This window comes from Flavobacterium muglaense (genome assembly GCF_014305155.1).
Lineage (GTDB): Bacteria > Bacteroidota > Bacteroidia > Flavobacteriales > Flavobacteriaceae > Flavobacterium > Flavobacterium muglaense.
The window spans coordinates 1-14,472 of record NZ_JACRUK010000004.1; the positions used below are offsets into that span (position 1 = coordinate 1).

A 14,472-nucleotide genomic window follows, 5' to 3' on the forward strand; every position below is an offset into this window, starting at 1 on the left:
AGAAAGGTATTTAGACGAATATAGTTATAGATTAAATAGGTCAATATACAAGGAAACTATTTTTGACAACCTAATTATTAAGATGATGAAGCATAAACACATTGGATTACAAATAATTAAAATAAGTACATAACTTTACACCTCTAATTATTTATTCATGATTCTTTGTTTTATTTTTTTTAGATCTTCAATTGGACTCACAACCCTTGCAATTGTTACAAACCACTACTACTAATTAGATTAGACCGTAAAAAAGACAAATAGTTTAATGCAAATCATTCGATTTCCACAAAAAGTATAAAAGCCTTACTTTACTGTTTTATTTAAAAAGCAATTCCTAACAATTGTTGCTGTTTTTTAAATGAAATATAAATGTACTGCATAGTATCTAAACCGCTAAATAAAATAGATTAGCACCTACTAACCATATACAAATGCGATCAATTACATGACGAAAGTCCAACAATTGTGTAATTTTATACAGACTGCATAAATAATCCCATTTTTTTGTATTTTAGCCTAGTCATGAAAAAAACAATCCTCCTCTTTTTTATTGTCCATTTGTATCATTTTACAGCGCAAGGGCAACTAATAAAAGCACTTCCGGTTTCCTCTCAAAAAACAGATGCCGATGTTTTCATTGGATTGGACAGTATGGATCACAGTTACTACATCAAAGACAATGTGTTTTATAAAAAAAATCAAACAGCCATCTGGCAATACAAAAATGTTTCTTGGGGCCAGATCACAAAAGTCGACCTACAAAACCCATTAAAGCTTGTCCTGTTTTACGAAAACTTTAATGCAGTGGTTATCCTAGATAATCAACTGAATGAAATTCAAAAAATAAACTTATCGAACAATCAAGACCCTATTATTGCTAATGCTATCGGACTGGCAACTCAAAACCAACTTTGGGTGTACAATAGTTTCAACCAGCAAATAGGCCTATACAATTACTTAAAAAACGAATACAAGTCCATCTCGACTTCCTTTCCAGAGAGCATTCTTTATTACCAATCGACCCTTACTACATTTTACTGGATCGATAAAAAAAACCAATGGTATTCGTGTGATCGTTTTGGAAAAATAACAGCAATAGCAACAACTACGGCATTTGATCAAATAGAAATTATCAGTGACAATCAATACCTCTATTCGAAGAACTCAATCATTAGTATTGAAGATATTGCGAAAAAAGAAAAATATGAAATTGAAATTTTAGAAAAAAGCTTTAAATATTTCACTTACAAAGACCAAATTTTATCTATTTTTACATCAGAAGGAATTACAAATTATAAAATCATAATACCGTAATGCACATAGCAGTAGCAGGAAACATTGGATCAGGAAAAACAACATTAACACGTTTACTAGCCAAACACTTCAAATGGGAGCCCCATTTTGAAGACGTTGTTGACAATCCATATTTGGATGATTTTTATCATCAAATGGAACGTTGGTCGTTTAATTTACAAATATATTTCTTGAATAGTCGTTTTCGTCAAGTGATGCAAATTCGCGAAAGCGGAAAAAAAATCATTCAAGATCGAACGATTTATGAAGATGCACACATCTTTGCTCCCAATCTATACGCTATGGGATTAATGACTAATCGTGATTTCCAGAATTACAGTTCCCTTTTTGAACTGATGGAATCAACCGTTAAGGCACCTGATTTACTTATTTATTTAAGGAGTTCCATTCCTAATCTAGTAGGACAAATTCACAAACGTGGACGCGAGTACGAATCTACAATTTCAATTGACTACCTGAGTCGATTGAATGAACGTTACGAAGCTTGGATTCACACCTACGATCGCGGAAAGCTACTTATTATTGATGTAGACAACATTAATTTTGTTGACAATCAAGAAGATCTTGGTAGTATTATACATCGTATCGATACCGAAATCAACGGACTTTTCTAAAGTTCAAACTATACCATAAAAAATGCCTCGCAACTTAATAATTGCGAGGCATTTCTATTTGAAATAGAATGAGCATTTAACAACAAACTTGAAACTATTAAAATTCAATATCATCGCTTACATTACCACCTTGCTCACTTGCGAATTGGCTAGAATACTCTTTTATTTTTTCTTGCTGGTAATTTGAAAAATGCAACACATTCTCAAAATCATCACCATCTACCTCACTTTTTTGAATAGCAGCCCATTGCATTGCCACTATTTGAAAATCCCCAAGATTTATTCCAAAGTTATCTTGTGTCCACTGTGCACCATCTAAACCATAATTGTATGCTGCTATTCTAGCACCACATAATTCTTCGTAAAAATAGCGATCCGTTTTAAGTTTTTCCATATTTTCTAAACCATCTTCAGTGACCGCTGCATTGAGGTCTTTTAACTTTGGATGATTCTCTACTTCTGCAAAACACTTCCCAAATTCAGTAGTAACTTCCCAAGTGCTATCTTCTTGCATTCTAGCTACCCATAATGCCGATGCTTCTTCATAAACAGCAGATTCAATTCCTAAAGCGCTTAGAACATCATTCTCTGCAACTCCCGCGCCTAACTTTGCACAAACCGCGGCGTAATCAAACAACGATACACCGTGAATGGGCTCTAATAATGGATTACTCATATCTTTAATTTTATATATAATAATTTTCTTTTAATAATCTAGTGTAAAATTTTTCGTGTTCGTTTTTCATGGTAGGATTAATTGCATTCCAATGATCAAACAAAGTGCGCAAATACCTTTCATATAAAATGGGTAACTCCTTTTCGACAGCTTCATTTTGTGCTGTCAGTTCTTGGATAATTTTAGTTTTTTGGACTATTACATCTTTAAGATTTTCACCTGCTAAACTCATCTCTAATTCATGCTTTTTACTAAAAATAACCGACGCTAATTTTGATTGCTCTTTATACTCTTGCAATAAATGAGCGGTTCTTTGCTCAGCAAGACTCCTTCCCACATGTTCTAATTGTTTAGTTTGAGAGCTGGGTTCAAAAGTATTTTGAGTAAAACAAGCTGCACAACTGAGATAGGTGGTAGTAAAATAAATTTTATCAATTAGTATTGGACTACTACACTGCACACAATTAAAATTATTTTTAATACTATCGTATTCTTCAAGAATAGCTTGGTAGACCATTTCGTAATCCTGAGAATCTGTCCCTTCAATTTGATTTTTGTAATAATTTCGAGTAATTTCAAGCTTTTGCAATCCATCCAAACATTGATTCCTAAAATCATAATAAAGAGAGCGATGCTCATGCTCTATTTTACCTTCAAAATAATTCTTTTTTTCCTCAAAGACGTCTCTTGCTTTTTGTACAATACTATCAAGCTGTCCTTCCACCGAGGACTTCATTCGATAAAAACCCAACTTATTACCATCAGGATCATTTTTATTGAGATCAGTCAACTCAGGCAATGCTTCTTCGGCAAATTCCTTTAATCTTATCTCTAATTTTTGTAAAAAAACAAAAAATCGATCCTTAGTTGTATGGACTTCATCAATCACTTTTTCTATTTCTACATTTTTAGACAAATTAAACATACAACTGTCAGTTAGAGTTATTTTCTTTTTTTATAGTAATACCATCGGTAAGCCGAACCGATAGGAATTCAAAATCACAGTACGCACAAATGGTCAAACCTTCATCCTTAGCTCTACCGGCCCCGCAATTTGGACAATTACGAACAGTTAGCTTAGCTTCCTGCTCCACTAAAGCTCCTCCATAGGATTTTTGGGTTACTGCTTTAAGCTTCAATCTATCAATTAAGCTTAACGGTGTTTTATCAGCCTCTTCCATACCTTATAATTGAGCAATCAAATCAGCTTTCTTTGCTTTGTATTCGGCTTCGTCAATCAATTCATTTTCAAAAAGTATTTTAAGTTTTTGAAGTTTAGCAGTAACATCATCATTAGCATGAGACTGCTGATGCGATTGTTGCTGTACTTGATTCATCAACATTCCCATAGCCACAGCATTTTGAGCCGCATCATTTAAAGCAGTTCCTTTTTCTCCAATGGCAGATGCCGTATTGAATTTGGTAAACTTATCCATGTCTGCCACCATATTCATATTGGTTATTTTATCATAATGTACTAATACGGAGTCCGGTAAAGTGACACTAGTAATTGTAAAACTGATCAATTCTATTCCAAACTGATCAAAATAAGGTTTGAGAAAAGGCTCTATTTTTTTCCCTAACTCACTAGCATTACCTGCAACATCAATAACAGCCCAATTTTGTTGTGCTAGCACTTCCCCAAACTTAGGCGCAATAAAATCTCTTAATTCATGCTGTAGTTCAAAAATCGTAAAAGTGTTATAGGAGGCTGCATATTGTGTGAAAAAACGAGCAAAATCATTTATTTGAATGTCAAACGTTCCAAAAGCCCGCACTCTCACTTGACCTAACTCTGGATCCCTCATTAATATGGGAGATGGCGTCCCCCATTTATTGTTAACAAATTGGCGTGTATTCACAAAGTAAACATCCGCTTTATACGGACTATTAAAACCGTACTTCCAACCTCTTAAACTACTTAAAATAGGAATATTCTCTGTAGACAACGCATGCAAACCTGGTTTAAACACATCAGCAAGCTGTCCATCGTTCAAAAAAATAGCAACTTGAGATTCCCTTACAATCAGCTTAGCCCCATTTTTTATTTCCTTATCCTCATCTTCATACTTCCACATCAGTAAATTTGGATCAGGAGTAGTGGCCTCGATAATTTCTATAAATGGTAATTTCATATTTCTACAAGATTTTTTCGTCATTACAAGCTATTCTGTAACACTAAATAAAAATGTTACCTATAGCTATTTAGTAGCGTTTTGAAAAATCAATATATAATGCTGCTCAACTACAACTGAAATTGCCCTTAAAGCTGCACGTCAAAACGGCACATATATCTCTCTACTCAAAAAAAACTACTTAATAAAACCAAACTTATTTTCGAATATTGCTCCAATAACCGGAACAGGCTTTTCAACTTCATTCATTGCATTTATAATTCCGAAGATCCATAAAACCAAAACCAATAAACTAATCAATGAAAGTACACTGGCAAGTGCTGGAACAATCAAAGCAATGACATTAATTGCTACACCAACAATCAACCCTACGCAGGCCACACCTAAAGATTGCTTTAAGTGATAGTTTACCAATGCGCTCTTTGGTGTTCTGTCTTTATAAGAGAAATAAGAAATTAACCATCCGATAATGGTGATGTAAGAAACGATAGCAACTGTTTTGTTGTTCATGGTTGATTGTGTTAAATCAATACAAACCAAATGTACATGTATACCTACTAATCTTGTTAAAAACAGTGTCTACAAAGTGTCTACAACACACATCCACAAAGCAACAAATCATATACGCAAAAACACAAGCTGCTAGTAAACAGATAATTATAACCAGTGAGATGAAAAAAAAGAGGATCGAATAAAAAAAGAAAGCGATTATTTTTTTAGCTATTTTTAGCAAATGAAAAAAAGTATAAAAACAGTTTACATTCTAGTAAGTATTCTGATCTGGCAATTGGGCTTTAGTCAGCAAACCCTTATTACTGAACTACAAACTAAAGTTACCAATTCAAGCAAAAATACCCAAGTCCATTACCTACATAAAGCACAACTTGCTGAAGCTATCAAATTCAAGGAGCATTCAAGAAGCCTTGCGTTAGTGAACGAAGCCTTACACCAACAAAATGTTAGCTTAAAAGATAGCGTCAAAATCCAAATACTCAAAATTGCTGTAGACATCTACAGGATTAATAACCAGTACACTGATATGAACAATGCGATAGAAAACCTACTAACTATTGCCTTGAAGACAAAAAAACCAGAAGATCTAGCTAATGCTTATTACTTCAAAGCCAAAGGACTAGACGTTTTAAACAATCCAAATATTCTACCGTACTACTTCAAGTCATTACAATATGCCGAAAAAACCAACAACAATCTTTTACTGAGCAACATTTATTATAAAATCTACGGTTATTATGCCTCAAAACATGATTTATTATTAGAAAATAAATACGCAAATCACTGCTTGAGTGCTGCTATTAAATCAAATGATCCGCAACAAATCACCTTAGCTTGGCAAGCTAAAGGAACTTCATTTTATGATCTCAATAAAAACAAAAATCCAAAAATTGACTCCACCCTAATTGCGTTTCGGAAAGGAATTAGTGTATTCAAACAAAATAAAAACAAGATCATTCTTCAAAGTCAGCTTGCCATACTACAACTCAACACTGCGGTACATTTGTACCAATTGTACATGCCTGCCGCTAAGGATTCGGTAGACCTGTACGCAACACTTGCTTTAAAAAACGGATTAGCAACAAAACACGAAGGAATCATTATAAACTGCCTTGGCTTGCTTTCACAGCTAGCCGATATGGATAATAACAACTCAAAAATTGAAGCTCTATTATTGCAATCGAAAGCCAAAATCGAAAGCTACTCCGTAAAACAACCCGATTTACAATCTAAAATCTATTATGCTTTATCACAATTTTACAAAAAGAAAAATGACCAAGCACAAGCACTTACTTACTACGAGTTATATGTAGAAAGCTACACCTTATCTAGCGAAGAAAATCTCCAAAGAAGCAACCAACTTCTTGATGCCAAATATGAGCTAACCAAAAAACAAGATCAGATCAAATTATTAGACGATAAAAACAAAGCCATAACCTACCAAAAGTACATATACGTAGGTATTGCGATCTCACTATTTATAGCGCTTATACTTTTATTTGTTTCTTATAATTACAAACTAAAGTATTCTATCCAACAACAAAAAGTACTAGAAATAAAAACCGAAGAAACCAATCTAAAAGCAGCACTATTAGAAACAGAGCAAAGATTGATCTTGGCAGAAAAAAAGCAATTACAAAAAGAATTATTAGCTGAATCTGTGCAAGTAGAGCGAAAAAAAGAACTACTGCACAACATGAAAGCGGAATTTGGTACCGACAAATTGGACCAAAAAACAATCCAAAATCTAACCCGAATAATAAACGAAGAAATCAGACTTGACAAAGATTTCGCTACCTTAAAAACAGATATTAAAGAAATTGATCCCGAATTTATATCGCGATTACAGCAACAAAGCGATAATAAACTAACACAATTAGATCTCAAATACTGTTCCTATTTAAAACTAAACCTGACAACCAAACAAATGTCAAAACTACTTCATGTAGAACCCTCTAGCATACGGATGAACAAATACCGCTTGAAGCAAAAACTACAACTAAGCAAAGACCAAGACTTAAACAACTATCTTGACCAATTATAAAGTGCCAATGTGATCTATTTCTTGGCTGAATAAAAAAATGCCTCGCAATACTAGATTGCGAGGCATTTCTACTGATGTCTTAAATGAATTATTTTTCGGCATCAAGTTTAGCCTGAACTTCACTTTCGGATCCTTCAAAAACTTTGGTGGTTACTTTACCATTCACGTTTTTGGTTATTTTACCAACCGTTTTTCCATTACTTGTAGAAACACTTACATCAACACTGTTTTTACTGTATTTAGAAGTATCAAAACAATCTGTTCTTTGGTTTAAAAACTGACCATCTTTATCATAATGAGCTAGACATTTCTCTTTTTGTTCAGGTGAGCAACCTACCTCATCACACATTTTGACACATTCTTCCTTAGTCATTGTAGCACATTTACTCATATCGCAGCCAGTTGCCTCCATTGATGCACCAGCCATTTTTACTTTTGAGCAACATGCACCATCTGTAATCGTTGCGCTGCCATTTCCTAAAATAGGGGCCATCACTAATCCAATCAAACAAGTTAACTTGATCAATATATTCATTGATGGACCAGAAGTATCTTTAAACGGATCTCCAACTGTATCTCCAGTCACAGCAGCTTTATGTGCCTCAGACCCTTTATAGGTCATTTCGCCATTGATCATAACACCAGCTTCGAATGATTTCTTAGCATTATCCCAAGCACCACCAGCATTGTTTTGAAAAACAGCCCACAATACCCCCGAAACCGTTACTCCCGCCATATAACCCCCAAGCATCTCGGCTATTAATTGGTTGTTATCTGCGTAGACTAATTTACCTAGCAATACAATCGCTATCGGGAAACCAATAGTCAAAATACCCGGTAACATCATTTCGCGTAAAGCGGCCTTAGTCGAAATATCTACACATTTTGCATACTCAGGCTTACCCGTTCCTTCCATAATTCCTGGGATTTCTTTGAACTGACGACGCACTTCATACACCATATCCATCGCTGCTTTCCCTACGGAATTCATAGCCAAAGCCGAGAAAACTACAGGAATCATTCCACCTACAAACAACATAGCCAAAACGGGCGCTTTAAAAATATTTATTCCATCGATACCTGTAAAGGTTACATAAGCCGCAAACAAAGCCAAAGAAGTCAATGCTGCAGATGCGATTGCAAATCCCTTACCTGTTGCCGCAGTAGTATTCCCAACAGAATCTAAGATATCAGTACGTGTGCGCACTTCTTTAGGCAATTCACTCATTTCGGCAATTCCACCTGCATTATCAGATATAGGACCAAACGCATCAATTGCAAGTTGCATTGCAGTAGTAGCCATCATAGCCGAAGCCGCCAATGCCACCCCGTAAAATCCTGCAAAAGCATACGAAGACCAGATCGCTGCTGCAAACAAAATAACGGTAGGAAAAGTAGAAATCATTCCCGTTGCTAAACCTGCAATCACATTAGTTCCAGCACCAGTGCTTGATTTTTGAACAATGGCCATTACTGGTTTTGTACCTAATCCGGTGTAATATTCTGTAACTGATGAGATGCTTGCACCTACCACTAAACCTACAATGGTTGCATAGAATACTCTCATGGAAGAAATGTCTTGAATTCCTTCACCAAAAAACTCCATCTTCATAGTGGTAGGCAACATATATTGAACTAAAAAATAACAAGCAATCGTGGTCAAACCTATGGAAACCCAATTCCCTATATTCAACGCTTTTTGCACCTGTGCTTCCTTAGCATTATCATCCGTAATTTTAACTAACATGGTTCCAATTATCGAAAACAATATTCCGAATCCGGCAATTGCCATGGGTAGCAATATTGGACCGATTCCGCCAAAAGCATCTTCAATTTTCCCGCCCATGTCTTTAATCACATAATTCCCTAGAACCATAGCTGCCAAAACAGTCGCAACATAAGAACCAAATAAATCCGCTCCCATTCCCGCTACATCCCCTACATTATCCCCTACATTATCTGCAATAGTGGCTGGGTTACGAGGATCATCTTCCGGAATTCCTGCTTCGACTTTCCCAACTAAATCAGCACCTACATCGGCAGCTTTAGTGTAAATACCTCCACCTACACGGGCAAAAAGAGCAATAGATTCGGCTCCCAATGAAAAACCGGCAAGCGTTTCAAGAACAATGGTCATGTCTTCAGTAGAAGTCCAAGTACCATTCATAAAATAATGAAAAAAGATTATAAAAAAAGAAGTCAATCCCAGCACAGCCAAACCGGCTACACCCAGACCCATTACCGTTCCACCACCAAAAGAGACTTTTAAAGCCTGTGGCAAACTTGTACGTGCCGCTTGGGTTGTTCTAACATTGGTTTTGGTTGCGATTTTCATACCCATATTTCCAGCAAGAGCCGAGAAAAAAGCACCAAAAACAAAAGCAACCACTATCAAAATATTAGTGGTGGGCACAAAATAAGAAACCCCAGCTAGTGCAATACTAGCTCCTATTACAAAAAAAGTCAATAACCTATACTCCGCTTTAAGAAATGCTAATGCACCTTCGTAGATGTAATCTGAAATCTCTTTCATTTTCCCATCACCAGGATCTTGTTTTAGCACCCAAGCTCTTTTAAAAAACATAAACAGAAGTCCGACGAATGCCATGACTATTGGCAAATAAATCATAATTGTATTCATAAATTCGTTTTGGTTTTGGTTAATAATCAATACTATACCAACGAATTTAAATAAAAAAAGCAATACTCTTGGTAGAATATTGCTTTTTTTATAAAATATAAAGGTTGAAATTATTTAATTCCAAATAATCCTTCTGGTTTGTTTGGAATTGCATTAAAACGCTCTGTACATTTCTTGATAATGTCATAGGCTTCATTAACATCTCCCCATCCACCTACATCAACAGTTTTGTTTTCAAGATCTTTGTACACTTGAAAGAAGTGTTCAATTTCTTTTACTAAGTGTGGATTCATGTCAGACAAGTCATTCAATGAATTCCAAATTGGATCAGAAACTGGTACACAGATTACTTTTTCATCTGGTCCTTTATCATCTGCCATATGGAAAACTCCAATTGGCTTTACTTCCATCACACATCCAGGAAAAGTTGGTTCATTTACTAAAACCAAAACATCAAGTGGATCTCCGTCTAAAGCTAAAGTTTCTGGAATGAAACCATAATCCGCTGGATACATCATCGAAGAGAACAACATTCTATCGAAACGCATTCTTTTTATTTCGAAATCGTACTCATATTTATTTCTACTTCCTCTTGGAATTTCGATTAAAACATCGAAAGTTGTTATTTTATCTGCAGTCATATTATTATATTGTCTTAAATTCAATTTATGCGTGAGCAAAAGTAAGATAAAAACCCATTTATCACAAGAAATATCACCCTTAAAACACAAGAAAACAAAAGCATTGCATTTTGTGCAACAAACACCTGTTTTTCATCATAGTAAACTATCTCACAACAAGATAAAGCAGCTGCTACCCACTTAAAACAGTAAGGCTTTCGCCAAAATTACTTTGGTTTTCTAAATCCATTTCGAATAAAAAACCGCAACAAATCCTGTTTTTTATATATTTCCGTATACCAAAAAGAGAATAGAAGAACCAAATTCGATTAAAAATAAAACCCAAATGATCCTTTTACAGAAAAACGCTGTGTGTCTGGCGTATTCAAATAATTCCCTCTCCAAGCTAAATCAATGCGAAATACTTTAAAAATATTCCCAATTCCGGCGCTATACTCCCAGTACATTTTCTCTGGAGCCATATAGGTTAAGCCTGATGCATTGATGGCTCTATTAGCATCTGATATGGTGCCATAAACACTCCTTGCTCCTACAATCTCTCTCCAATTCAGTTTTCGCATAAACGGTATTCTTGAAAAAAGTCGCCCACCAAAGTTATGTTCCCATTGCAAAGTAGCATACTGATCAGTTACAAACTCATAGAAATTAAGGTTACTAAAAGTGTTTTCTATTGTAAAATAGGTTTGATTCCCTGGAATAACACTCATCAAACCAAGCGGTATTGTACCAAAGGTTTTTCCAAGCTCCACAATAACATTCGACTTCCCTAAAGGCCCAATAATAATAGGTTGCTTGTAGTACAGCTGAATCTTATCGTATTTAAAATCACTATTCAACAATCCTTTAAAACCATGACTGTAATTCACATAAAAACGGCTAAAAGGACTATCCACATTAGAACGTTCAACACCGTAGCCAATTGTTTTTCTATTAGGCGTATACTCTACTTGAAAATTAACTTCAGATTGTTTCACATCACTCTTTATAGTTGTAAAACTAGGATCTGTATAATAATCCAAACTAAATAACGAAGAAGCCGACTCTAATGTACGGTATGAAAAGCCCGCTTGAAACGTCAAATTTTTAACTGGTTCCATCTCGATCCCTACATTGGTCAAGTTGATATTAGTCAACTTCCCATTACTTCCTGTTGAAAACACCGATGATGACGCAAAACTACGTCCAAGAACATCATTAGTACTAGTTAAACTAGCCCCAATTTGTTCGATATCGCGTCTATTTCCTCCCGATAGGATGATTCTTCTTTTCTTATCGACCATCCATTTTCCAGACAATCCGTATTTAAACTTATCATCTCCAAAACCATAAGCTGTATATCCTTGCAAACGCCAAGTATCGTTTGGCCCAAAATACGTTCGACCACCTACACGCAAGCGTACACCCTCGACTACATTATAACCAAAAGTTGAAAAAATAGGCCCATAATCAAAATGCCCTTTTTGTATGTAACCGCTTCCAAGAATAGAAACCAAGTTGTACAAATTTTGAAACTTCTTAACGGTTTGTAAGGTATCTAACATTTTATAAACCCCTTTTTCGTCCTTATTCAGGTTCTCAAATCTATTTTCGTCCCAATACTCTTCGGATTTATTATAGACGTCATTATCAATATAATTAACCTCTTCCCTATAAAATGCAGTAGGTTTTTCTATATTAAATTTATGATTTTGATACAAAGTAGTTCGTTTACCATACACCCCTTTTGACTCGTCTTTTTTATTCAAAGCAAAATCAGACATCATATAATCTCTAGTCAATAGAAACACCGAATCGTTTTGCACTTCAAATTCTTGTTCGATATAAATATCTTTCACCCAGTTAATATTAGCGCTTTTTGTAACTGCCATATTAATTTTCTTGATGGCAAAAGTGCTGTCATTCACCCAAAAATCACCTTTAAAGGTTAGTTCATTTTTACGTCTAGGATAAAATATAATATTGTAGCACCATTTCTTATCAATATAAGCACTGTCTCTTAAAATATAGTTATACGTGTCAATCCCGGTTTTAGACAAAGGACTTGTAAAGCTTTTATCAAAAAAAGTAAGGTGATTGTTGTAAATATCATAGTCTGAATACAAATCTTTTACAAAGGATAAAATTTGTTGATTATCACTAAAACCGGAGTTCTTATTGGCTTTAATTTTTTCTTTTACCTTATTGATTTTGTTATTTCCATACACATCGTACAAAGACTCGTTTATAAAAATAGGTAAATAGGTTTTTCCAGTAACATTGGAAGTATCGACATGATTAAAAATGAACTCCATGCCTTTGAAAATTTTATTTTTCATGAAGGCACTATCAATAGTATTCATATCAAACTCAACCTTCTCGTACTTTTCCATTTGATATTGTTCAAATTTCGAAAGACCGTTTTTACGTTTTCTTTCCCAAATTTTCCTCAAAATATCAAGTGCCGGATTGTCTTTTTTAGAGGTTTTTCCGGTAAAAATCACCACCTCTTTCAAACTTTCGGCTTCACTTATTTGCACTTTAAAATCGTAGTTCACCAATTTAGGCAAACTGATTTCCTTGTCCGAATAGCCTACAGACGTGATAATTAATGTTGTATAATTTTGTGCTGCTTCAATATAAAAGCGACCGTCTTCATTTGACAATACACCAATATTAGAATCCTTAAAAAGGACATTTGCAAATGGCACAGGTTGATTGCTTTTATCAACAATGATTCCGCTCACTTTAGTTTGAGCATTCAAAACAGTTGTAAACAACAATAAAAACAAGAGTATCTTCTTCATAATTTAACTTTAAAAAAAAACTTCATCACACTAACGCATGATGAAGCCTTTATAGTATAATTTAGAAATGTATTATTTTTTATACATTACTTTTTTAACCGCTTTGATAACATCATCAGCATTTGGCAACCATTCTTTCAGTAAAACTGGAGAATAAGGAGCTGGAGTATCAGCAGTTGTAATTCTTTGGATAGGCGCATCAAGAAAGTCAAAAGCACGTTCTTGCACCACATAAGTAATCTCTGAAGCAACACTTGCAAAAGGCCAAGCCTCTTCAAGAACTACTAATCTATTTGTTTTTCTAACCGAAGCTAAAACAGTATCATAATCTAATGGACGAACCGTTCTTAAATCTACAATCTCACAAGAGATTCCTTCTTTAGCCAATTCTTCAGCAGCGATATGAGCTTCTTTGATGATTTTACCAAAAGAAACAATTGTTACATCAGTACCTTCACGTTTAATATCAGCAACTCCTAGAGGAATAGTGTATTCTCCTTCAGGAACTTCTCCTTTGTCACCATACATTTGCTCTGATTCCATGAAAATAACTGGGTCATTATCACGAATAGCTGCTTTCAATAAACCTTTGGCATCATAAACAGTAGATGGAACTACCACTTTAAGGCCAGGCGTATTAGCAAACCAGTTTTCTAAAGCTTGAGAGTGTGTTGCCCCCAATTGTCCTGCCGAAGCAGTTGGTCCACGAAAAACGATAGGTACATTAAATTGTCCTCCCGTCATTTGACGCATTTTGGCAGCATTATTTATAATTTGATCAATACCTACTAAACAGAAATTGAAAGTCATGTATTCCACAATTGGTCTACAACCATTCATTGCTGATCCTACAGCAATACCTGTAAAACCAAGTTCTGCAATTGGAGTATCAATAACTCTTTTTTCTCCAAACTCAGCTAACATACCTTTAGATGCTTTGTATGCACCATTGTATTCAGCAACTTCTTCACCCATTAAATAAATAGACTCATCATGACGCATTTCCTCGCTCATTGCTTCGCAAATGGCCTCTCTAAATTGTATCGTTCTCATATTTGATATTGTATCAGTGTATTTTTCGAAAAGCAAAAATAAATATTTAAAATCA

The 14,472-nt window shown here is 34.9% G+C and carries 12 protein-coding genes and 1 pseudogene; 4 read left to right on the forward strand and 9 right to left on the reverse strand.

The window, feature by feature from the left end; translation table 11 throughout:
* From H8R24_RS02770 to H8R24_RS02780, 3 genes and pseudogenes are all read left to right on the forward strand, one after another.
* Positions 1-133, forward strand: a pseudogene (locus tag H8R24_RS02770) (IS1595 family transposase); the annotation flags it as partial.
* A gap of 392 nt (positions 134-525) precedes the next feature.
* Complete coding sequence (locus H8R24_RS02775) at positions 526-1,317, forward strand: hypothetical protein (protein WP_187017054.1); 792 nt, start codon at positions 526-528, stop codon at positions 1,315-1,317.
* Entirely contained in the window at positions 1,317-1,931 is a 615-nt protein-coding gene (locus H8R24_RS02780) for a deoxynucleoside kinase (protein ID WP_187017055.1), read from the forward strand. The genes H8R24_RS02775 and H8R24_RS02780 overlap by 1 nt, the downstream gene beginning before the upstream one ends.
* A 97-nt stretch (positions 1,932-2,028) precedes the next feature.
* Here the strand turns inward: H8R24_RS02780 and H8R24_RS02785 are convergent, their stop codons facing one another.
* The 5 genes from H8R24_RS02785 to H8R24_RS02805 all read right to left on the reverse strand — a co-directional run bounded on the left by H8R24_RS02785 (position 2,029) and on the right by H8R24_RS02805 (position 5,252).
* A complete protein-coding gene (locus tag H8R24_RS02785; RefSeq protein WP_222617352.1) occupies positions 2,029-2,607 on the reverse strand; it encodes a DUF6620 family protein in 579 nt (192 codons plus the stop codon).
* 10 nt (positions 2,608-2,617) lie between these two features.
* The gene (locus H8R24_RS02790) at positions 2,618-3,532 is read right to left on the reverse strand and encodes a hypothetical protein (RefSeq protein WP_187017056.1); all 915 of its coding nucleotides are present in this window, start codon (positions 3,530-3,532) and stop codon (positions 2,618-2,620) included.
* A gap of 7 nt (positions 3,533-3,539) precedes the next feature.
* Positions 3,540-3,788 carry a hypothetical protein gene (locus H8R24_RS02795; protein WP_187017057.1) on the reverse strand — a complete coding sequence of 83 codons (249 nt, stop codon included), beginning with the start codon at positions 3,786-3,788 and terminating at the stop codon, positions 3,540-3,542.
* A gap of 3 nt (positions 3,789-3,791) precedes the next feature.
* Entirely contained in the window at positions 3,792-4,742 is a 951-nt protein-coding gene (locus H8R24_RS02800; RefSeq protein ID WP_187017058.1) for an SPFH domain-containing protein, read from the reverse strand.
* A 177-nt stretch (positions 4,743-4,919) separates the two neighbouring features.
* On the reverse strand, positions 4,920-5,252 hold the full coding sequence (locus H8R24_RS02805) for a DUF4870 domain-containing protein (RefSeq protein ID WP_187017059.1): 333 nt from the start codon (positions 5,250-5,252) through the stop codon (positions 4,920-4,922).
* Between the two features lie 223 nt (positions 5,253-5,475).
* Here H8R24_RS02805 and H8R24_RS02810 point away from each other — a divergent pair, with 223 nt between their 5' ends.
* A complete protein-coding gene (locus tag H8R24_RS02810; RefSeq protein WP_187017060.1) occupies positions 5,476-7,299 on the forward strand; it encodes a hypothetical protein in 1,824 nt (607 codons plus the stop codon).
* Positions 7,300-7,387: 88 nt separating this feature from the next.
* Here H8R24_RS02810 and H8R24_RS02815 read toward each other — a convergent pair whose 3' ends face one another.
* The 4 genes from H8R24_RS02815 to H8R24_RS02830 all read right to left on the reverse strand — a co-directional run bounded on the left by H8R24_RS02815 (position 7,388) and on the right by H8R24_RS02830 (position 14,417).
* Positions 7,388-9,940, reverse strand: coding sequence for a sodium-translocating pyrophosphatase (locus H8R24_RS02815; protein ID WP_187017061.1), 2,553 nt, complete (start codon positions 9,938-9,940; stop codon positions 7,388-7,390).
* Between the two features lie 110 nt (positions 9,941-10,050).
* On the reverse strand, positions 10,051-10,581 hold the full coding sequence (locus H8R24_RS02820; protein WP_187017062.1) for an inorganic diphosphatase: 531 nt from the start codon (positions 10,579-10,581) through the stop codon (positions 10,051-10,053).
* 308 nt (positions 10,582-10,889) lie between these two features.
* Positions 10,890-13,364, reverse strand: a complete 2,475-nt coding sequence (locus H8R24_RS02825) for a DUF5686 family protein (RefSeq protein ID WP_187017063.1) — start codon at positions 13,362-13,364, stop codon at positions 10,890-10,892.
* 72 nt (positions 13,365-13,436) lie between these two features.
* Entirely contained in the window at positions 13,437-14,417 is a 981-nt protein-coding gene (locus H8R24_RS02830) for a pyruvate dehydrogenase complex E1 component subunit beta (RefSeq protein WP_187017064.1), read from the reverse strand.
* Positions 14,418-14,472: the final 55 nt, after the last annotated feature.